Here is a 21332-nt window from a genome sequence, read left to right on the forward strand (position 1 = left end):
TCTACATTATGCTGTATACCACTCTGCCTGTTTACAAAATAATGTATAATATTCTCCCTGACTTTTCATCAGATCATCATGATTTCCCTGTTCTATAATATTTCCATGTTTCAATACCAGAATATGATCTGCCATCTTAGCACTGATCAGACGATGCGAAATCATCAAACTTCCTCTGGACTTCATGAGCGAATAGAACAACTGATACATTTTATATTCTGAAACAGGATCCATAGAAGCAGTTGGCTCATCCAGAATCGTATATGTTGTATCTGTCAGAAAAAGTCTGCTGACTGCTAATCTTTGCCACTGACCTTTTGACAGATCAATACCGCCTTTTTCCAGTTTACCCAAAGGCTTGTCCAAACCTATATTTTTAACAGCCTTTAGATTCACCAATTCCAGCGCTTCCTCTAATTTATCATCATGTTTCAGTTCACATAAATTTCCAAATGCTATATTCTCCCGAATTGTCAATTCATACTGATAAAAATCTTGAAATACAACTTTTATTAATTTGCCAATTTCCTGACTGCTCAATTCGTTTAAATCATGATCGTCTATCATGATACGTCCTTTTGTCGGTCGATAAAATCCACATAACAATTTAATAATCGTTGTTTTTCCAGAACCGTTTTCACCTACGATTGCGGTACTTTGCGACAGATCAATTTCAAAATTCGCATCATGCAAAACTTCTTTCTCTGAATTTGGATAGGAAAAGCAGACATCTTCAAACCGAATAAAATGAATCGGAACTTCAATATGTCCCATTCTTGGTTCCGTATTTTTTAATTCAAAAAAGGAACTTATGTAAGATACCTCTTTGATCTCTTTTGAAAAATCACCAAATGTTTCCAGCAGATTGGTGATGGTATCAACAATGCTTAATGTTGTATTGAACAATGCAATAAACAATCCTACAGAAATATGCCCTGTCATTACACTGTGAATCAATATTCCTGTGCAACCTATATACCACAAAGCAGCAAACAGGCTCTTTTTTAACAAAGCTTTTTCAACCTTCTTTAATGTTGCATCTTTTTCTTTCAACATTTTATTACTTTGTTTTTCCCATAGAGATTTAATATAATCAGTTGCCTGATAAATAATTAATTCTATGAGACTTATTTTGCTTGTAAGGAGTCGCTCATAATAAGCAACTTTTCGTTCATCCATTGTCTGACGTTCGTACAGTTCAAACCATAAACTTCCTGCTTTATAATTTTCATATAGCATTGGAATCAAAAACACTACAAATATAACAATCAGCAGATTCGATGCCTGCCGGAAAACTAATAGTAAACCAGCTAATGAAACTACTATTTTTACGATTTCAACTGTCTTCCAATAAATTATCTTTATCTTTTCTCCCGGATTTTTTGAAATCCTTGAAATGATATCGTAAGTTGCACTTTTTTCATAACAACTATAGTCCAGATTTTTATATTTCTGTATGATATCCCGTTCCAGACCATCTGTCATCCTCATATCAAACCGAATTTCTATGTAATTATCAAAACTTGTCAAAAGCACACCAAAAAACAATGCAGCAACAAACAGACCAAAATCCACATATATTCCAGTTGTAATCCGTTTATGTCGCAACAAAATCAATATATCATCTATGATCTTCTGAAATAGAATCGTATTGATTGACACAAGCACAGCTAACAGAACGGCATTTAGCAATTTTATGCCTCCCAAGATTCGGTTATATTTCCATACCATACCCAGAATATCTTTGATCTGTTTTTTCATAGTTTCGCTTTTCCCCATAATTGCTTCTCGTCGGATAGTATTCCTACTTATCCGAACGTTTTTGTATAACCCATTTCCCTTTCCGATTATTTGTTGTATATGACTTATGATTATCGTGTTTACTCTTAAACTTCGGATAACCTGCATGTTCCTTAAAAAATTTCTGATATGCAGCATCCATGTTGTAAATCGCATTTGTCAGAGCAAATTTATCCACTTCTTTCAGCCATTCATATTCTTTCTTTAATTGTCTGTTGCAGTAATTGTTACAGTCAATTTTACTAACTGATTTTTTCTCTTTCTCATATACTTCTTTCCGGTATGCCAGTGTCTGATTATATACAAAACGGCAACAGCCAAGTGTTTTTGCGATCTGTATTTTCTGCTCATTATTAGGATATATTCTGTATTTATATGCCTTTAACATCCACTGCCACTCTCTTTCTCAACCTTGATTTTCTATATATCTTTTCAGCATTTCTTCCGATACATTTCCTACACTACATGCAAGATATCCATCTGTCCAAAAGGTATGTGCTTTCCAAAATTGTTTTCGTAAATATTGGGGATATCTTTTCCATATATGGTATGTTGTATAGCTCTTCATCAGGTTTACAATCTTACTAATAGACATTGTTGGTCCTGTCTCTATCATGTAATGAATATGGTCTTTATCCGTTTCCATATATCTGATAATAACGCTGTGCCTTTGACATATCTCATATGAATACTGCTTTATATCATCTGATATCTGTCTCAAAACCAGTAATTTCTTCCTATATTTACAGACAAAAATAATGTGATATTGTAATAGGTATTTGTGTCTGTTTTTAGATTTCCATCTTCCCATGCCATGAGTATATAATAATTTCTGATTTTTAGCTACCTTAACCCACTGTCTAAAGCCAGTGGGATTGCGGTAGCCTTATTTCAAATGTACCACTATTTCTTTATACAATGTCGGAACGCCGGCAGCAGAAAAGCATCTGCAAAGATCCATGCCAGTACGTTTGACAGACAAATTCCGATATATCCAAACATCGGCGCCAGCACAATACCTGCAATGGTTCTGGCCGCCATCTCCAGCACACCTGCTGTCATGGCAAAACTGGAAAATCCCATACCCTGAATAGAAAAACGCACGGTATTAACAAGTGTCAGTAAACAAAAACCTAACGTACTTACCAATAAGAATAAAAATGAATATTCTACTACTTTCGCATTTGGTTCACTTAAAAACAGAAGAGTCATCGGCTTTCCAAAGAACAGCACGATTGGAATACAGATCACAGACCATATAAATCCACAGACAGATGCCTTTTTCAACCCATCACTAACGCGCTCTTTCTTACCTGCACCAATATTCTGTCCCACATACGGTGCCATAGTCTGTCCGAGAGATTCAATCGGGCAGGTGATCAGATTACTAATCTTCTGCGCTGCAGTCACCCCTGCAACTGCTGTGGACCCCAGTGCATTTACAGCTGCTGTAATAACCAGAGAACCAATGGCTGTAATAGAATATTGTAATCCCATTGGAACGCCGATACTGCAAAGTTGTTTCATATAACTTCCACGGATTCTCCATTCATCACGCGATCCATGTAAAATTGCAAACTTGTTTTTCATGTAAAACAGGCAGATCAAACCGGAAACGCCCTGTGAAATCACTGTCGCAATCGCAGCACCTGCTACCCCAAGCGGAATCGGGATCATCAAAACAAAATCCAATATAATATTTATCACGGAAGACAAGAGCAAAAAAAACAGCGGTGTTTTGGAATCTCCCAGTGCCCGTGCAACCCCCGCCAGAAAATTGTACAGGAACGTACACGGAATTCCAAGGAAAATAATCAGTATGTAAATATAAGCATACTCAAAAATATCCTCCGGTGTTTTCAGTAATACCAGCATATTTCGTGTAAAAATGGCTACAAAAAAAGTAATCACAATGCTGAAAAAAATACACAGCCAGGTACTGTTTGCCACATAACGCCTCAGTTCCACTTCCTTATTTGCACCAAACGCCTGTGCGATCGGAATGGAGAATCCATTACAGATGCCGATGCAAAACCAGATGATCATAAAATTTAACGAACCGGTCGCTCCGACTCCGGCCAGAGGCTGCACACCCAGCACTTTTCCTACAATCATCGTATCGACCATACTATACAGCTGCTGAAACAGCATTCCCATACACAGCGGAACTGCAAAATTTATAATATGCCGCAGGGTAGAACCTGAAGTCATGTCTTTTGTCATCTTATACTCCTCCCTCAAATCAACATTTTCAAAAGCAAGCTATATACTATATCAAAACAAACCTTGCATCCATAACAGAACGGACATATAATATAACAAACACGACATTTTAATATTTTTATGGAGTTAATTATGAAAAATACTATAACAATCTCGGTTCAAGACGATTTTTTGGAAAATCGTGCCCACGGTGACACAGCATTTCCGTGCGCTGCTTACTTCACCGATGCAAAAACTCACGATATCCGCTGGCACTGGCACGAAGAATATGAAGTTTCCATTGTACGAAGCGGCTCTTGTCCGCTGTCTGTTGGAACGGATCATCTGGTACTTCATGCAGGAGATGGTATATTTATCAACACCGGAACGCTGCATTCCCAGGAAACCACCAAGGCCACCAGTGATTTTTATAAAGAAGATCTCGTTTTTCACGGACGTCTGATCTATGGTTCTAAGTACACAGTATTCTGGCAGAAATACATGGCTCCTATCGCTACTTCCGGACATTCTCTGCCTTACATTCACCTGCGTACATCCATCCCATGGGAAAAAGAACTTTTGGAACTGATTGCAGATGCCACCACCATTGCCCGTGAAAAACCCTTTGGTTATGAATATGAAATCCGTGAAAAACTGTCCCGACTGTTCCTGGTTCTCGCCAAAAACCGTACGGAACTGGAATCTGACAATCGGCAGGATAGCTCCCAGGAGATGCAGCACCTGAAAAAAATGATCCGTTATATCCAGAACAACTATATGGAATCCATCTCCTTAAAACAACTGTCTGAGACTGCCAATATCTGTGAACGGGAAGTACAGCGTTCCTTCCACAACATCATCCAACAGTCTCCCATTCAATACCTGATCCATTACCGGATTGAAAAAGCCTGTCATATGCTGGATTCCGGGGAACAAAGTATCATTGATATTAGCAACAGCTGCGGTTTTTCCAGCCCCAGTTATTTCACAAAAACGTTTAAATCCATTGTGGGATGTACCCCCAGAGAGTATCGTAACACTCGTTGAAAAACAAAGCAGGAAGGGACGATTTCTCCCTTCCTGTTCTCATTTCACAAAGTATAGAGTGCAATGACTCTGAGAAAAATATGTCAGTTTTCGCTGAGCAGAATCACGCACCAAGTCTCACATGCGTTCGACTTGAATCTATTCCGGATGACATCTGCCACATGGCTCATACCCCTGCTGCTGCAGTTCAGCCGCAGTTCCGATGTAATCCTTCCGGTTATTTATCTTCATGTCAGACACACTGGAACAGTCCGGTGTATGATACTTCATAGTATTTGTATTCAGTACATAGGTTTTCTCCTGTGACTGCCGGCTGTCTGTATCAGAAGATAACGCAGTCTGCATATCTGCGGATTTCTGACTGTCTCCAGTTGCATAATCAATGGTAATTCCCGGCTGTATATTATAGACATACACATTATAGCAGATTCCGGCACCATCATCTTCCACAGATTTTGCTTCCATCTGCACACCGGAAGCCACGAGATTATCACCCTCATAAATCGGCGTCACACGATAACGCACATGTGCATTGTTCTGCTTTACATAATCTGCCACCTCATCTTCAAAAGGCAGCATACCGGTCACATTCAAATAGCGTGTTCCAGTAATCAGATTTTTCTCATTCGCATTCTCCCCGCTGAGCTGATATCCAATCAAATGGCAGCGGTTATACAGATAATTTCCGTCGATTCCTTCATACTTTACTGTATGCCAGCCACTTGGACGCACCTGACCAATGGCTCCGCGTGGTTCTGTCGGCATCAGATCAATGCCAACGATGGCATTTGCCGCACCACATCTGCCCAGATTGTCCAAATCAGAATACTCTTCGTAAGAAGTTGTCTGCATGTCTGCATCTGTAAAATCCGGCACATTGTTATTCAATGTCACATACGGCTGTCCGGAATACGCCGGAACACTGTCCAATGACGCACTGCTGCTTTGCGTTGCATCCGTACCAACAACCGCCTGCCCGGATTCCTGTGCCTGCGTTGTCCGCGGCTCCGGTGCTATTGTGCAGGCAGAAGTCAGGACGGCAGCAGCCACAAAAAGCGGAAGCAGGAGCGTCCGCAATGTCTTCGCTACCGTTTTTCGAATAGTTTTTTTCTGCTGATACGCTTCAATTCCTGCATTCTGCTTCAGAAATGCCCGCAAACTCTCATAATCTTCCGTGAACAGCATGCTCTGCATTCCCGCTTTCCGGGCCGCTTCCACATTATCTTCCCGATCATCCAGAAACAGACATTCTTCCGGATTCAGGTGGTACTTTTCCAGCAAATAAGCATAAATCCGCACATCCGGTTTGATCAGGTGTACATCTGAGGATACCACCACACCATCAAAATCTTCCATCCTGTAAAATTTCGGGAAATACTCATAAAAACTCTGTGCGGCATTGGAAAGTACATACGTCTGATAGCCCCATTTTCTGGCATCTTCACACAGTTTTACAGATTTCTCCAACGGCTTCATGCAAATTATCCACTCATACACACATTTTTTCAGTTCTTCATGATATTTTTCCGGAATCCGTCTTGCTACGCTCTCATACATTTCTTCTTCCGAGATCATCCCGCGGTCTGCTTCTACCCACTCCGGTCCCTCAAACAATTCTCTTCGGATCAAATTCCGTGCCTTCTCTGTCTTTACAAATTTCTTCAGTGGAATTTCCGGGTCGTAACGCATCAGTACGTTTCCCATATCAAATATCAAATGCTTTATCTTTGCCATAATTTTCCTGCCTTAACGGATACCGGTTACCTCATATCCTTCTTCTTCTACCGTTTTTTTCAGTACAGTATCATCTACTGATGCAGATAATTGTACCACCGCAATTCCTTTTTCATGGCTTGCCTCTGCGGATGTCACACCATCAAGTGCCTCTAATGCTTTCTTTACATGTGCCTCACAATGTCCACACATCATACCTTTAATTTCGATTATTTTTTCCATGCTATTCTCCTTCTGTTTTTCAGACATTACATCTGTATTTACGACAATCTGTAATTCTGACTCTTGCTGATTTTTTTTCTTATTTTTCTTGCTGTCTCTTCTGGTACTGTATACTTTTACAAAGTTCAGACGCAGTGCATTTGTCACTACGCAGAAACTGGACAGGCTCATGGCTGCCGCACCGAACATCGGATTTAATTTCAACCCAAACCAATGATACCACACTCCGGCGGCAATCGGAATACCTATTACGTTATAAATAAATGCCCAGAACAGATTTTCGTGAATATTTCGAAGTACTGCACGACTTAATCGGATTGCTGCAGGTACATCAGACAGGCTGCTCTTTACCAGAACCACATCTGCCGCATCCAGTGCCACATCCGCACCTGCACCTATCGCAATTCCCATGTCTGCACGGGTCAGTGCCGGAGCATCGTTGATTCCGTCACCAACCATAGCAACTTTTCCACGCTGCTGTAGTTCACGGATCACACGATCCTTTCCTTCTGGAAGAACACCCGCGATGACCTGATCTACTCCTGCCTGTGCACCGATGGTCTGTGCCGTACATTCATTATCTCCGGTCAGCATAACGACTTGAATTCCCATATTCTGAAGCTGTGAAATCGCCTGCGGACTGTCTTCCCTGATCACATCCGCTACCGCAATGATGCCAAGCAATTTCTGTTCTGTCGCAAAAAACAGCGGTGTTTTTCCCTGTTTTGCAAGTTCTTCTGCCTGATGTTGCATATTCTTGGATACAGTCGACTTTTCAGAAATAAAGTTCAGACTCCCTCCAAATACGCGCACGCCGGATACGAGTCCTGACAGACCATTTCCCGGCATCACCTGAAATTCATCTGCAGCTGTCATTGCAATCTTCTGTTCCTCTCCATAAACTACAATGGCTTTCGCCAGCGGATGTTCGCTCTTTAACTCAAGCGCCAATGCAGTCCGCACCAGAGCATCTTTCGCAATACCCTCACCTGGTATTATATCTGTCACCTTTGGCTCACCACGGGTAATAGTTCCTGTCTTATCCAGAACCACAATATCTACTTTTCCTGTTTCTTCCAGCGATACTGCTGTCTTGAACAATACACCGTTTTTCGCCCCGACACCATTACCAACCATGATAGCAACCGGTGTGGCAAGACCTAATGCACACGGACAGCTGATAACCAGTACGGAAATACCGCGCGCCAAAGCAAAACCAAAGTCTGCTCCTGCCAGAAGCCATGCAATAATGGTCACTGCTGCAATGGTAATCACTGCAGGTACAAACACACCGGATACTTTATCTGCCACTTTTGCAATCGGTGCCTTGGTGGCTGCCGCATCGCTGACCATCTGAATAATCTGGGATAATGTTGTGTCATTTCCGATTCTGGTTGCCCGGCATTTTAAAAATCCGGATTGATTTAACGTACCCGCAGATACACTGTCTCCCTCTGCCTTGTCCACCGGAATACTCTCACCGGTCAGGGTGGATTCGTTTAAAGCACTGTTTCCTTCCAGAATCACACCATCCACCGGAACCCCCTCACCCGGGCGTACTACAAAGATATCGCCGATCTGTACCTGCTCCACCGGAACCAATACCTCTTCGCCATCCCGGAAAATGGTTGCCTTTTTCGGAGCCAGTTCCATCAGGCTCTTTAGTGCATTGGTCGTTTTTCCCTTAGAATATGCTTCCAGCATTTTTCCCACTGTGATTAAAGTCAGGATCATGGCCGCAGACTCGAAATAGAACTCATCCATGTAGTGCATCACAGCATCCATGTCCATACGCACCTGAGCACCGGTCATAGCAAACAATGCATACGTACTGTACGCAAAAGATGCGCCGGATCCCAGTGCTACCAGCGTATCCATATTCGGAGCTTTATGCAGCAAACTTGTAAAGCCACTGATAAAAAATTTTTGATTGATGACCATGACCAGAATAGTCAGAAGCATCTGATATAATCCCATTGCCACATGATTGCCTGCCAGAAAGGACGGCAATGGCCAGTTCCACATCATATGTCCCATAGATACATACATCAGCGGGATCAGGATCACAACAGATGCAATCAGACGTTTTCTCAATTTCGGTGTCTCATGATCTTTCAGTCCTTCCTCATCAAATCCCGGTGTAACATTATTCCGTTCACCCCCCTGTAAAGATGCGCCATATCCTGCCGTGATAACAGCCTGAATCACATCTGACGGTGCTGCTGTTCCTTCCACATTCATAGAATTTGTCAGCAGACTTACCGCAACAGATGTCACACCCGGCACCTCCAACACTGCCTTCTCCACATGAGCGCTGCAGGCTGCACAACTCATGCCTGTTACTGAAAATTTATTCATAAAAATCCACCTCATCATCCCTTCTGGTTATATGCTTTTTCCTGTCTGCGCTTCTAATAATTTAATCGCTACTGATTTATCCGCATACATTATCGCATCAGCTTCTGTATCGTTACAACAAGCTCGTCAATGATACTGTCATCTCCGTTTCGCACATTCTCCACCACACAGCTTTTGATGTGATTTGCCAGAAGTACTTTGTTAAAACTATTCAGTGCGGCATTAATAGCTGCAACCTGCGTCAGGATGTCCACACAGTATGCATCCCGCTCAAGCATTCCTTTCACGCCGCGTACCTGTCCTTCAATCCGGCTGAGCCGATTCATAAGGTCTTTATACTCTTTCTCATCCCGCTCTTTTTTCTTATGACAGCAGCAAACCGCTTCCTGCTCCGGAGTACTTTTCATTTGCTCCATAAAATCAATCCACTTCCTTTCAAATAATCGATATGCCTTTGTTCCTGCCCATACTATACCCCCTAAGGGTATATGTCAAGCATAAAAATCCGGAAAATACATCAATGATAAAAAATATCAAAAATGTATTTTCCGGTCGCGTTCTTAACACCTACATTCTTTCCAGAATCGCATTCAGAATACAGCCTGCAGCCTCTTTCTTGCTCATCAACGGAAGTTCTTTCTCAAAATCCTTTGCAATGAGTGTTATCACATTGGTATCCGTGCCAAATCCGGCACCTGCTACCTTCAAATTGTTGGCCACGATCATATCCAGATTTTTCTTTGCAATCTTTGCTCTGGAGTTTTCCAGCATATTCTGTGTCTCCATGGAAAAACCACACAAAAACTGATGTGTCTTGGATGCACCAAGCGTTGCCAGTATATCTTTTGTCCGTACCAGCGGAATAGAAAGATCACTATCCTGTTTCTTGACTTTTTCCGTGCTGACCTGTGCCGGACGGTAATCCGCCACTGCAGCAGTCATAATTACAATATCCGTTTGATCATATTCCTCTGTCACTGCCTCATACATATCCTGTGCGGAAATCACTGGTTTTACCTTAACAAACATCGGCGGCTCCACGGCACACGGACCTGTTACCAAAGTCACATCCGCACCACGCAGCATGGCATTTTCTGCAATGGCATAACCCATTTTCCCGGTAGAATGATTGGTGATATAACGCACCGGATCAATCGCTTCCTGCGTCGGTCCGGCAGTCACCAGCACTTTTTTGCCCGCCAGATCTTTTTCAAAGGCGATCACGCGCAGAATATGTTGAAACAGCACTTCCGGTTCCGGCATTTTTCCTTTTCCCACATCTCTGCATGCAAGCATACCGCTGGCTGGTTCAATAATTTTCTTACCATAAGAAGCCAGCACCTTTAAATTATCCTGCAGAATCGGATTTTCATACATGTTTGTATTCATCGTCGGAACGATCAGCATCGGTGCCTTACATGCCATCGCTGTGGTCGTCAGCATATCATCCGCGATACCATGTGCCAGCTTTCCGATCACATTTGCAGAAGCCGGTGCAATCATCATCACATCCGCCTGCTGTGCCAGACTTACATGCTTTACATTAAACTGAAAATCCCGGTCAAACGTATCCACCAGGCATTTATGTCTTGTCAATGTCTCAAATGCTGTCGGATGAATAAAATTTGTCGCATTCTGCGTCATGATCACATGCACATCTGCATGCTGTTTAATCAACATACTTGCCAGTGATGCAATTTTATAAGCTGCAATACTTCCTGTCACACCAAGTACAACGGTTTTTCCTTTTAACATGATATCTTTCTACTCCTCATCCAGTCTTGCTTTATCAAATAACTGACCATGTTTTTCATAATTGGTCACACGGTCAATCCGATTGATTTCATCTACAAAGACAACCGATGGTCTGTGTACCTTTGCTTCTTCCGGCGTCATATCCGCATAAGACATAATGATGACTTTATCTTTGACGGAGGCACAGCGGGCTGCTGCTCCGTTCAGACAGATCATTCCGCTTCCACGCTCTCCGGCAATGGTGTATGTCTCAAAACGTGCGCCATTATTGACATCTACAATCTGAACTTTCTCATATTCGAGAATGCCGGCAGCATCCAGAAGATCTTCGTCAATGGTGATACTTCCTACATAATCAAGTGCCGCCTGTATCACAGTTGCACGATGAATTTTTCCTTTTAACATCTGAAGGGTCATAAAACTTTTTCCTCTCTCTTTTACTTTTTTTCGCAGTGCACATTCGAAAAATCTCTGATTTTTCTCATTGATCGGCATTCGCCGAATAAAAATTCAGTCTTTCAATCTTGTCTGTACAACAGCCAAATTGAAATCCTATGAATTTTTGCACTGCTCATTAACATACAAAGTTATCAATCAGACGTGTTTTTCCAATATACACTGCCATTGCTACCAGTACCGGACTCTTCAGTTCTGTTACCTGCTGCATGGTCAGACCATCTACCGCTTTGATATAGTCAATTTTTGCCAGCGGTTCTGTCTCAATGTTCTTTTTCATTGCTTCTACTAATTTTACTGCATCTGTCTCGCCTTCTTCAACCATTTTCTGTCCCATAAAAATGGTTTTGCTCAGAATCAGAGCTGCTTTTCTCTCCTCTGCGGACAGATATGTGTTTCTGGAGCTCTTTGCCAGTCCGTCTTCTTCACGAATGATCGGGCATCCAATAACTTCCACGTTCATATTCAAATCATCCACCATATGTTTGATGACTGCCAGCTGCTGTGCATCTTTCTGACCAAAATATGCACGATCCGGCTGAACGATGTTGAATAATTTGCTGACTACGGTACAAACACCACGAAAATGAACCGGACGGCTCAGTCCGCAGAGTTCCTCCGTCAGAACTGTCATATCCACAAAGGAACTGAATCCTTCATGATACATCTCTTCCGGTTCCGGATGGAAGATCAGATCTGCGCCGAGGCTCTCACAGAATTTGCTGTCTTTTTCCAGATCTCTCGGATAGCTCTCCAGATCCTCTGTCGGTCCGAACTGCATTGGATTGACAAAAATACTGACAACTGCTTTGTCATTCTGTTCTACGGCTTTGCTGATCAGACTGCCGTGTCCCTCATGAAGGTAACCCATAGTCGGAACAAATCCGACGGTTTTTCCTTCTTTTCGCCATTCTGCCACAATATCTCTTACTTCTTTTACTGTTGATACAACCTGCATGTTTTATTCTCCTCTGTTACCTGTTTTAAATGTAAAGCGGACATTCGCAATCCGCTTTCGCTACTTGCTCATGAACGCAGTCGCTTTGCACCCCGTTCATATTTTTAATCTTAATAATAACTTGTAAAGTTAACTGACACGATCAGCAATCATTTTTAATATAATTTATCAATGACTTCGTCTGAAATCGCATAGGTATGTTCCTGTGCCGGAAATGTACCGGCTTTTACTTCCGCGGAATAATCTTTAAATGCCTGCATCATGATCTCACCTACATTTGCAAATTGTTTTACAAATTTCGGAGTAAAATCATGAAACATACCAAGCATATCCTGGTTTACCAGTACCTGTCCATCACAGCCTGCACCTGCTCCGATTCCGATTGTCGGAATCGAAATCGTGTTTGTAATAATCTCCGCAAGCTTGGCCGGAACACACTCCATAACAAGCATAGAGGCACCTGCTGCCTCAACTTTTTTGGCATCCTCCACCAGCTGACGGGCTGCTTCCTCGCTCTTGCCCTGTACCTTGAATCCGCCAAAGGCATTGATGGACTGAGGGGTCAGTCCGATATGTGCACACACCGGGATGTCTGCTGCCACAATTGCTTCAATCTGTGGACACACTCTGGCTCCACCTTCCAGTTTTACGCCATGTGCATGACCCTCTTTCATCAGGCGTCCCGCATTTACAACTGCATCATAGACAGAAGTCTGATAGGACATAAATGGCATATCTGCCAGCACAAAAGCATTTTTTGCACCTCTGCTGACTGCTGCTGTATGAGCAATCATATCTTCCATGGTAACCGGTAAAGTAGTGTCATACCCAAGCATAGTATTTCCAAGGGAATCACCAATCAGCAATATCTCAATCCCTGCTTCATCCATGAGTTTTGCCATGGAATAATCATAACAGGTAAGCATTGTAATTTTTTCTTTATTCTCTTTTTGTTTTTTCAAGGTAGAAACTGTCGTTTTCATGATCTAATAATCCTTTCCATCTCAGAATAATCCCGCTCCGGATGTTTCTCTCTGGCAACTTTCAGCACTTCCACAGAAAGATCCTGATAGATTTTCCGTGCCTCGCCGGATAAACTGTCCAGATGATCCATAACCGTTGACAGGTCATTTCGCTCAATTGGGCCTGTCAAGGCTCCAACCGGTCTGTATTGAACAATGTTTTCCGTATTTCCCATCATCAGCGGTGACAATGCACGATGCGCATTTGCAGCGGAAAATCCGCAATTCCGCAACATTTCCTCGCACAAATTTGCCAATCCCACATACAGATTGCTGACCATGGCTGCCGCCGCATGATATCGCACTTTGTCTTGCCCAGAAATAATCTCCACCGGATTTCCAAAACCTTCAAAAAGTTTCTGAAACCAGTTCAGATATTTCGGATCACCCTCAATGGTAAAAAAAGCCTGGGAGATCACTTTGTAAGATTCATACTTATCATTAATGGCGAAAAGCGGATGGATAGAATATCCATAAGCGTGATAACGCTCAATATCCGAAAAGACAGCGGAACTTAAGGAGCCGCTGAAATGACTTATAATCTTATTCTGAATCGGAAGCATTTTTAACTGTTCCCACATTGGAGCAATCGCCGAATCCGGGATTGCCACAAAAAGGACATCACTGTCCTCTACCAGATGTCGCAAATTCATATACTGTCTGGTATTCGTAAAATCTGCTGCTTCTCTGGATGAATCCGGATTACGACTATAATATCCGGTCACCCTGACGTTGCGCTCGGTTAGATATTTTCCCAAGGAAAATCCGACTTTTCCTGCGCCAATAAATCCAATATTCATAAGCATCCCTCCATTCTTCATGGCGGGACAGTGAGTCTCGTTTGCATCCGGCAATACAAGCTCCGTTTCAAAATAATAAATACAAGGTATCGTTTCCTTTCGGAATACCATCCGCTCGACATTATACCACTGCAAGTGGTTTTCGTAAAGGAATTTTTAAACCACCTTTTTGACGTTTTTTCATAACATTCACAACACTTGTTATTACTCACCACTTGCAGAAGTGGGAGTCTCAACTCAGACTGAGATAAATAATTCATCAGGAATACATCTGCTCATATTCCGAAATCCATCGATGACGAATTTCCGCTTCCCGTCCCTTCCAGTTAAAAGCATGGGAAGCCGTTGCCACTTTTTTTCGCTCAGTATAATATTCCTCCTGATCCGATACATCGGAAAAATGGGCATATGCTTCTTTCATCGTTTTGAACTGAAGTTCCGGCACTCTTGTGTCCGCAGAATCATCCTCTGTAATATAATTCATGGCATACAGATAACACAGTCGTGAAGATTCCGTGTGCGATTTCTGATATGCCATCGAAAACATCCTGGCGGCCTCCGGGAACAAAAACAATCTGGCATAAACCACACCGAGATTATGCATAATATGCCCCTGCAGTTCTTCTGTCATCTGTTGCAGGAACTCCGGCTGAAGTAGTTCCAGATACCCACAAGCGGCATAGCGGTATCTCTTTTTTGCGAGATAGTAATCCGCTTTCATCTTTCTGCGTTCCATGGAGTTCTTTCCCTTCATTTTTTCAATGATCCGTTCCAGTTCTTTTTGTTCCTGCCGGGAATAGAACCCAGATGCTGAAAACAGAAATGCGGCACATTCATACACATCCCGATGCCGCTGATACAGTCGTCTCAACTGTCCCGCCAGTTCTGCATTCCCAACTCCCTCTGCAATCCACTGAAAAAATTCTGTTCCCATCCAACTTTCATCCAGCAGGAAAAGACTGGATTCCATGGCATAACACAATTCTTCCATCGTGTATACATGTAAAGATAACATCTCCAGATACAGCGGATATTCTGCTTTCTTATATGTACATAACTTCAATGCACCCATTGTCTACCCTTCCTGTCTCAACTATTTTTTCTGTATTTTCGGTCGTACAAGGATCGTTTTTCCTCCGGCTCAAATGTGACTGGAAACTCCCAGACTTTTCCGGAGCTTTCAAACAGTTCACCAAATCCGTCATCCTCCAGGTGTAATACAACCTTGCGTCCATTTTCAGCCAGTGCCCGGATTCGAAAACGCAATGTTTTTTCCGGCCGGTCCGGCAGATCCGTTAACGGAAATACACGGGTCTGTGCATGGATCTGTCCGATTTCACCGATTGTCACAGACAGTTCCGGTGTTCCATCATACAGCAACACATATTCCGGCATCGACGCAAACCAGTTTTTCCCGGCTTCCACCAGGCGGATTTCTATATTTTCTTCTCCGCACTGCACCTGCATTCGAATCTCTCCCTGCATTTTGTAATCGCAGTTATAGAAAAATCCCCAGAAAGAAGCATCTGTATATCGGTACCCTGCATAACAAGCCCCTTTTGTAAAGAGATTTTTGCCTAAAAATACTCGTTTGTTGCCGCCAAGCACCCGCAAGGATTCTTTCAGCCAATCCCCGTCAAATCCATCTCCCACGAAATACACCGCAGAAATCATATGACTGGCAAATGCCTCCCGGATGATGTTAGCGAAAAATTCATCTTTCACACTTGCATCCTGATGCACATATGCCGGAACATTCCACATTTTTTTCTCTGCGGTCACTATCTGAATCTTCGCGCCATGCCTCCGGTGCAGCAGATAAAAGGTAACGTGCTCTGATGAAAAGTCAAACAATGCCACATCATGCTGCCATAAAAGTGCTTCCTGATGATAGGTGTGTCCAAAAAAACTTTCTCCATGATCCATCAGAAAAAACTGTTCTCCGAAAAGTCCCAGCTCCTTGCACATCCACTGAAAAACTGTCACCACCTGTTTTGTAATCTCCGGAACTGTAATACATACACACAACTCCTGTGCGTCAAAACGATACCTGTCTTTTAATTGAATGAGCCGCTGGACAAACTGACGAAGCAGTCCCTGATAAAACTTCGATTCACTCTCTGTTTCATCCAGTGCCCGCTGATACAGATGATCAAAAAAATCACCCTGAGGATTCTCCTTTCGCCGCAATGCTTCTTCCCCATAAAAAATATGTCCGGAATCTGCCAGATACATGGCCACCGGAATGCCATACCGCTCTTTTGAAGCTCCGGTCATTATGGTTTCCGGTTCTTCCATTCCCCTGCCAAACAGGCTTACCATAGCCTGTTCATCGGTAAGATCAATTCCCATATATAATATTTTCTTCTGTTCCACCAGTCATTTACTCCTCTATTGCCTGAAACAGTACATCTGTCAAATCTGTTAATTCTGCATATTGATAAGCATCCTGTGTATTCCCTGCTGCCGACAGATGTACCAGTTTTCCGTACCTGGTATCTCTCCAGCGTTCCGTCTCTGATGCTGCAAGTGTTCCCTGTACTACACAGCTGCCATCTTTTGCCCGGATCACATACTGCTCCGGACAGGAACGGATTTCCCGACAGGTATAGCTGTAAATTCCCGGGAGTACTTCTTTCATATCCCCGGTTTTATCCGACTGTCCCTGTTTCTTTCTGTAAATACGCAGATATTTTCCGGGAACCGCCACACAGGTCACCGTATCACATCCAAAGAGCAGATACTTCCGCTGCAGTTTTTCCGGCAGCATTGCATAGAATGCAAAAGATTTCTGTTCCAATACAAAACCTTTCAGAATCCTTTCTGCAATCTCCCACGCTTCCTTTGTCTGATTCTGACCACTGCATACACAAAATTTCAAAAACGCTGCTCTGCAAAATTTCTGCCGAACCGGTTCTTTTGTAAATATCTGACACAGATGTACACTGACTGCCTGCGGCAGCGGTTCTTTTCCTATCATATACTGCCAGGAAAACCATGTCTCATATGCACGTAAAAGCAGTTCTTCCGTCTCACATTCTGCCAGATTCTGATAAACTGTTTCATGCTCCGGAAGAAAAGTTCCGGTAAACAGCATATACAACATAAGTTTTTCTTCATAAGGCTGCACGTCCATTCCAAGATCTCTGGCCTTCCGAATCCGCTTTGCCATCACAGACAACGGTGCGGCAAACAGCTCCAGCTGTTCTTTTAAGGATTGACTGTCTGTTACCGGTTCTGAAGATAATTTCTGCTCCGGTTCCTCATCTTTCTGATAAATGTGTGTGCCGGACAGCATTTTTTTCAAATGGAACTGATCACGCGCCGTATATAACCTTCCGCCGACACTCTCATACAGAACTACAAAAGGCTTTTTCTCCAGGTAAATATAAGTCCCCTGATCAAACACAGGCACCCGCTGGATATCTTTCTTTCCTGCCTGCAAAACATGAAGATTTGGCATCGCATCGTTCATGACACGGATACGATAGCAACACTCCGCTTGTTTCTTCCAGCTGTCCCATTCCGCTTTTGTGCAGTGACGCCGCACTTCTTCATAGATCACTGCCAGATCTTCGTTCATTTCTCCTGCCATCAGTTCCTGTTTTGCAAAATTACGGATCAAAACCAGATAAGCATCCCAGCTTTTTCCAAGCCGATTCCTGTTTTTCACCATGTGTGCATACAGCATGGCTTTCCGTTTTACCGGAAGGGAGCTGTTTCTGGAAAAATAATGTAAAACCTCATTGGGCAGCATACCGTTTGCCTTGTTCCAGGAAAGAATGTATGCCTCATACAATCCGGCAATTTTCAGATGTTGTGCAATTCCTTTCTGAAACCATGAAAAATACACATCTCCATACTGGTTGCATTTAATCAAATATCCGCAGATGGTTCTTACCGCTTGCTCTTCCGGAGCCATCCGATATCCCCGGCATAAAAGCTGGAAAAAAAGCGGTTCAAACTGCTTCTGACCGGGTGCCATTGCAAAAATGCGCTGTACAAGTCCACTTGTAAGCCGCCCCTGTTTCATCATCCATACAAGTACACGACGTTCAAAAATATCAAACTGCCGCAGCAGTTCCGGGTGATTACACAGAAGCTTTGCTGTCTCTTCATAAAATACCGGACTGCTGCTTCCGGAAATCATATATTTACGCAACCACTGATATTTCCGCTCCGGATTACGCACCAATGCTTCATCTGTCCGAAGTAAAATCCATATTAGCACCGGATGATTGGGATATTTCAGATAAATCTCACGGATCCGCTTCGTCACATTCCGGATATAGGATGGCGTCTCCCCTATGGTTGTCAGATACAGATAAAATGCACTCAGCGGCGTACGCTGGCTCGTGATCGTTCTTGCCATATTGCGAGAAAGCCGGTCTGCTTCTTCCTTTTCCCCACAAAGTAAGCGGACATAGATTCGATACAGCAACGTCCACTCATTATCCGGATGAATGTGTTCAGCTTCTGTAAATAACAGTTCCATCTCCGTTTTCCATTCTGCTGCCGTTAATTTTTCCCGGCAGAACTCCAGATAATTCTGTTCCATCTGCGCACGTAGTCTTGTACTTTTCCACTCAGCAGATTTTTCCGGATGCTGTACAGGCAAAGTAACCTCAATATGCACCGCCTCTGTCTGAAAGGCCGTTTTCAGTGTGATCTGGCCATAGTTTTTTCCTGCATGGAGCTTACCGGGAATAATCTGATAAGCAAGTTCCGCATGTTTTCCGATAAAATCATACATTCCGATCTGATGTTTTTCTAATCGGATAAATGATGCATCACAGGAAGCTTCCAGATTAATGGCTCCCCACTCCTGTTTCTCAATATCCAGAAAATCGGTCTGTATCTTATGACTTGCCTTATAAATCCGCTCCGGTCGTGCAATACGGATACTGTTTCGTTTCTTTTTGCCGCATCCTACCAGAAACTCTTCCATCTCATGAGTTCCTCTGCCGTGCTGAGTCAGTCCACGATACAGCAGTTGCAGATAACCATTGTCATGCTGCAATACATTCACAAAATAAGGGGACTTGAAAACAAGCAGTGCCTCCTCCCAGTTCAGCTTGCACAGATTTGTAAAATCATTTAACGTCTTAATTGTTCCGATAGAAGATGACAGATAATGTCTGGTGATATCGGCCCTGAATGGCAGCAAATACTCCCCCACATTACTTGTGATCACAAAAACTCCCTGATCAGACATCCCCTCAAACATAGCATCCGCATGATACTGAAACCGAATCTGGATTTCGGTTCCGTGAAATTCCCTTGTCTCACATATCACATGGGGATTTTCGCAGGTTACTATTCCGCGCACTTCCTGTGCACTGCTGCTGTGAAACAGAAACGTTCCCTCAAACACTTCGTTTTCAACCGCTGAAAATCTCAGATCCATATCTGGCAGCAGCAGACATGTTTCTTCATAATTAAATTTTTCCTGTATGATTTCCTGCAATTTTCTCTTCATTTATATAACCTGCTTCCCGGGATTTTGTTTTTTTGTTTGCTTTTTTTCCCGTTTTCTCTATAATAGTAAAGTATAAATCATTTTGAATTTTCTTGCAATGTCAGGAAAATAAGAAAATATGCTTTCTATAGTTAAGTAGTTAAGTGGACGTTCGCAGTCCGCTGTACGACAGGAGTTTTTTCTATTACGGGGAGAAAAAGATATGTTTGAATCATATAAAAATGTACTAAAAAGAGGTGGTTCCCATCTGGTGACATCACTGCGGGCAATCATTTTTGCCGTTTTAACTGGGATTGTACTGGGATTTGTAGGTACAGCCTTTTACTATGGTATGCAGACCGTCACTGCCATGCGGCTGGATCATCCGTGGCTGATCCTTTTTCTGCCGCTGGCCGGTGTTCTGATTGTCTGGCTCTACCATCTGCTGCACGATGAAAAAGATACCGGAACGAATCTGGTATTATCAGCCATTCATTCCAATGAAAACATCCCCCTGCGCATGGCACCACTAATTTTCATCGCCACTCTGCTGACCCATCTCTTCGGTGGTTCTGCCGGACGCGAAGGCGCTGCCCTGCAGCTAGGAGGCAGCATTGGAAATTCACTTGGAAAACTATTTCATTTTGACGAAAAAGACCAACATATCATGATCATGTGTGGGATGAGTGCTGCATTCTCCGCACTGTTTGGCACACCACTGGCAGCGGCGGTTTTTTCTATGGAAGTAGTCAGTGTCGGTATCATGCACTATTCCGCACTGGTTCCCTGTGTGATCGCATCCCTGACGGCTCATGGCATCGCATCTGCCTGCGGTATTACACCGGAAATCTTCCCAATCGCATCCATCCCGGCTTTCACAGCAAAAAACGCCTTGATCATCGGGATTTTTGCTGTATTGTGTGCCTTGGTCAGCATCCTGTTCTGCACGACACTTCACAATGCGGAACGCTTGTACAAACGCTTTTTTAAAAATCCGTATGTACGTGCACTGGCAGGTGGTCTCATTGTAATTGGTCTGACCATGCTGGTGGGGAATCAGACATATAATGGAACCGGCATGAATATCATCACCGGATGTATGGAAGGAAAAACTGTCTTTCCACTGGCTTTCCTGTTAAAAATGGTTTTTACTGCGGCAACCCTGGGAGCCGGATATAAAGGCGGTGAAATCGTACCAACCCTTTTCATCGGCTCCACATTCGGAACTTTTTTTGCCTCCGCTTTCGGATGTTCTATCCCACTGTGTGCTGCCGTCGGCATGGGAGCCGTGTTCTGCGGAGTCACTAACAGTCCGATCACCTCTCTCATGATCTGTTTCGAACTGTTTGGTTTTGATGGAATGCCGTATTTTCTTATTGCCATTGCCTTAAGCTATATGCTTTCCGGATATTACGGACTGTACAGCAGTCAGAAGATCATCTATTCCAAATACAAAACAGAATATATCAACCGGAAGACACATTAATGACTCGTATCTAGCAGCAGGAATACCCAGGCAT

The 21332-nt window shown here is 43.1% G+C and carries 17 protein-coding genes; 2 read left to right on the forward strand and 15 right to left on the reverse strand.

Features of this window, described 5'->3' with window-relative positions; all coding sequences use genetic code 11:
- Positions 1-6: 6 nt before the first annotated feature.
- The 4 genes from ACIRUQ_RS06615 to ACIRUQ_RS06630 all read right to left on the reverse strand — a co-directional run bounded on the left by ACIRUQ_RS06615 (position 7) and on the right by ACIRUQ_RS06630 (position 4023).
- Positions 7-1779: an ABC transporter ATP-binding protein gene (locus ACIRUQ_RS06615; RefSeq protein WP_172679867.1), complete on the reverse strand. Its 1773-nt coding sequence runs from the start codon at positions 1777-1779 to the stop codon at positions 7-9.
- Between the two features lie 25 nt (positions 1780-1804).
- Positions 1805-2188, reverse strand: coding sequence for a helix-turn-helix domain-containing protein (locus ACIRUQ_RS06620; protein ID WP_055289027.1), 384 nt, complete (start codon positions 2186-2188; stop codon positions 1805-1807).
- 18 nt (positions 2189-2206) lie between these two features.
- On the reverse strand, positions 2207-2611 hold the full coding sequence (gene tnpA, locus ACIRUQ_RS06625) for an IS200/IS605 family transposase (protein ID WP_055289030.1): 405 nt from the start codon (positions 2609-2611) through the stop codon (positions 2207-2209).
- Between the two features lie 92 nt (positions 2612-2703).
- Positions 2704-4023, reverse strand: coding sequence for an MATE family efflux transporter (locus ACIRUQ_RS06630; protein WP_055289032.1), 1320 nt, complete (start codon positions 4021-4023; stop codon positions 2704-2706).
- A 132-nt stretch (positions 4024-4155) separates the two neighbouring features.
- Here ACIRUQ_RS06630 and ACIRUQ_RS06635 point away from each other — a divergent pair, with 132 nt between their 5' ends.
- Entirely contained in the window at positions 4156-5049 is an 894-nt protein-coding gene (locus tag ACIRUQ_RS06635; protein ID WP_055289034.1) for an AraC family transcriptional regulator, read from the forward strand.
- 138 nt (positions 5050-5187) lie between these two features.
- On the opposite strand, the gene ACIRUQ_RS06640 is transcribed toward ACIRUQ_RS06635, so the two are convergent.
- The 11 genes from ACIRUQ_RS06640 to ACIRUQ_RS06690 form a co-directional block, all read right to left on the reverse strand.
- Entirely contained in the window at positions 5188-6783 is a 1596-nt protein-coding gene (locus ACIRUQ_RS06640; protein WP_154314456.1) for an HAD-IA family hydrolase, read from the reverse strand.
- 12 nt (positions 6784-6795) lie between these two features.
- A complete protein-coding gene (locus ACIRUQ_RS06645) occupies positions 6796-9363 on the reverse strand; it encodes a heavy metal translocating P-type ATPase (protein WP_055289036.1) in 2568 nt (855 codons plus the stop codon).
- A gap of 89 nt (positions 9364-9452) precedes the next feature.
- Positions 9453-9779, reverse strand: a complete 327-nt coding sequence (locus tag ACIRUQ_RS06650) for a metal-sensing transcriptional repressor (RefSeq protein WP_021739918.1) — start codon at positions 9777-9779, stop codon at positions 9453-9455.
- 151 nt (positions 9780-9930) lie between these two features.
- Positions 9931-11118: a bifunctional phosphopantothenoylcysteine decarboxylase/phosphopantothenate--cysteine ligase CoaBC gene (gene coaBC, locus ACIRUQ_RS06655; protein ID WP_022036697.1), complete on the reverse strand. Its 1188-nt coding sequence runs from the start codon at positions 11116-11118 to the stop codon at positions 9931-9933.
- Positions 11119-11127: 9 nt separating this feature from the next.
- The gene (gene panD, locus ACIRUQ_RS06660) at positions 11128-11535 is read right to left on the reverse strand and encodes an aspartate 1-decarboxylase (RefSeq protein WP_022036698.1); all 408 of its coding nucleotides are present in this window, start codon (positions 11533-11535) and stop codon (positions 11128-11130) included.
- Positions 11536-11692: 157 nt separating this feature from the next.
- On the reverse strand, positions 11693-12532 hold the full coding sequence (gene panC, locus ACIRUQ_RS06665; RefSeq protein WP_022036699.1) for a pantoate--beta-alanine ligase: 840 nt from the start codon (positions 12530-12532) through the stop codon (positions 11693-11695).
- A 155-nt stretch (positions 12533-12687) separates the two neighbouring features.
- Positions 12688-13515: a 3-methyl-2-oxobutanoate hydroxymethyltransferase gene (panB, locus tag ACIRUQ_RS06670; protein WP_021739923.1), complete on the reverse strand. Its 828-nt coding sequence runs from the start codon at positions 13513-13515 to the stop codon at positions 12688-12690.
- Positions 13512-14354 carry a Rossmann-like and DUF2520 domain-containing protein gene (locus tag ACIRUQ_RS06675; RefSeq protein ID WP_022036700.1) on the reverse strand — a complete coding sequence of 281 codons (843 nt, stop codon included), beginning with the start codon at positions 14352-14354 and terminating at the stop codon, positions 13512-13514. The genes panB and ACIRUQ_RS06675 overlap by 4 nt, the downstream gene beginning before the upstream one ends.
- Before the next feature lie 259 nt (positions 14355-14613).
- Positions 14614-15426, reverse strand: coding sequence for a hypothetical protein (locus tag ACIRUQ_RS06680; protein WP_055289038.1), 813 nt, complete (start codon positions 15424-15426; stop codon positions 14614-14616).
- Between the two features lie 17 nt (positions 15427-15443).
- Entirely contained in the window at positions 15444-16730 is a 1287-nt protein-coding gene (locus ACIRUQ_RS06685) for a DUF5716 family protein (protein WP_022036702.1), read from the reverse strand.
- A 7-nt stretch (positions 16731-16737) separates the two neighbouring features.
- Positions 16738-19833, reverse strand: coding sequence for a DUF5717 family protein (locus ACIRUQ_RS06690; protein WP_055289040.1), 3096 nt, complete (start codon positions 19831-19833; stop codon positions 16738-16740).
- Between the two features lie 202 nt (positions 19834-20035).
- On the opposite strand from ACIRUQ_RS06690, the gene ACIRUQ_RS06695 reads away from it, so the two are divergent.
- Positions 20036-21298, forward strand: coding sequence for a chloride channel protein (locus ACIRUQ_RS06695; protein ID WP_021739928.1), 1263 nt, complete (start codon positions 20036-20038; stop codon positions 21296-21298).
- The last annotated feature ends 34 nt before the right edge of the window (positions 21299-21332 follow it).

Origin of the sequence: Eubacterium ramulus (genome assembly GCF_045002895.1) — a bacterium.
GTDB classification, from domain to species: Bacteria; Bacillota; Clostridia; order Lachnospirales; family Lachnospiraceae; genus Eubacterium_I; species Eubacterium_I ramulus.

Coding starts and splice junctions, on each gene's coding strand:
- ACIRUQ_RS06615 (WP_172679867.1), bottom strand. CDS start 1,779: ATGGGGAAAAGCGAAACTATGAAAAAACAGATCAAAGATATTCTGGGT.
- ACIRUQ_RS06620 (WP_055289027.1), bottom strand. CDS start 2,188: ATGTTAAAGGCATATAAATACAGAATATATCCTAATAATGAGCAGAAA.
- ACIRUQ_RS06650 (WP_021739918.1), bottom strand. CDS start 9,779: ATGGAGCAAATGAAAAGTACTCCGGAGCAGGAAGCGGTTTGCTGCTGT.
- ACIRUQ_RS06695 (WP_021739928.1), top strand. CDS start 20,036: ATGTTTGAATCATATAAAAATGTACTAAAAAGAGGTGGTTCCCATCTG.
- tnpA (WP_055289030.1), bottom strand. CDS start 2,611: ATGGGAAGATGGAAATCTAAAAACAGACACAAATACCTATTACAATAT.
- panD (WP_022036698.1), bottom strand. CDS start 11,535: ATGACCCTTCAGATGTTAAAAGGAAAAATTCATCGTGCAACTGTGATA.
- panB (WP_021739923.1), bottom strand. CDS start 13,515: ATGAAAACGACAGTTTCTACCTTGAAAAAACAAAAAGAGAATAAAGAA.
- ACIRUQ_RS06640 (WP_154314456.1), bottom strand. CDS start 6,783: ATGGCAAAGATAAAGCATTTGATATTTGATATGGGAAACGTACTGATG.
- ACIRUQ_RS06630 (WP_055289032.1), bottom strand. CDS start 4,023: ATGACAAAAGACATGACTTCAGGTTCTACCCTGCGGCATATTATAAAT.
- panC (WP_022036699.1), bottom strand. CDS start 12,532: ATGCAGGTTGTATCAACAGTAAAAGAAGTAAGAGATATTGTGGCAGAA.
- ACIRUQ_RS06635 (WP_055289034.1), top strand. CDS start 4,156: ATGAAAAATACTATAACAATCTCGGTTCAAGACGATTTTTTGGAAAAT.
- ACIRUQ_RS06680 (WP_055289038.1), bottom strand. CDS start 15,426: ATGGGTGCATTGAAGTTATGTACATATAAGAAAGCAGAATATCCGCTG.
- coaBC (WP_022036697.1), bottom strand. CDS start 11,118: ATGTTAAAAGGAAAAACCGTTGTACTTGGTGTGACAGGAAGTATTGCA.
- ACIRUQ_RS06690 (WP_055289040.1), bottom strand. CDS start 19,833: ATGAAGAGAAAATTGCAGGAAATCATACAGGAAAAATTTAATTATGAA.
- ACIRUQ_RS06645 (WP_055289036.1), bottom strand. CDS start 9,363: ATGAATAAATTTTCAGTAACAGGCATGAGTTGTGCAGCCTGCAGCGCT.
- ACIRUQ_RS06675 (WP_022036700.1), bottom strand. CDS start 14,354: ATGAATATTGGATTTATTGGCGCAGGAAAAGTCGGATTTTCCTTGGGA.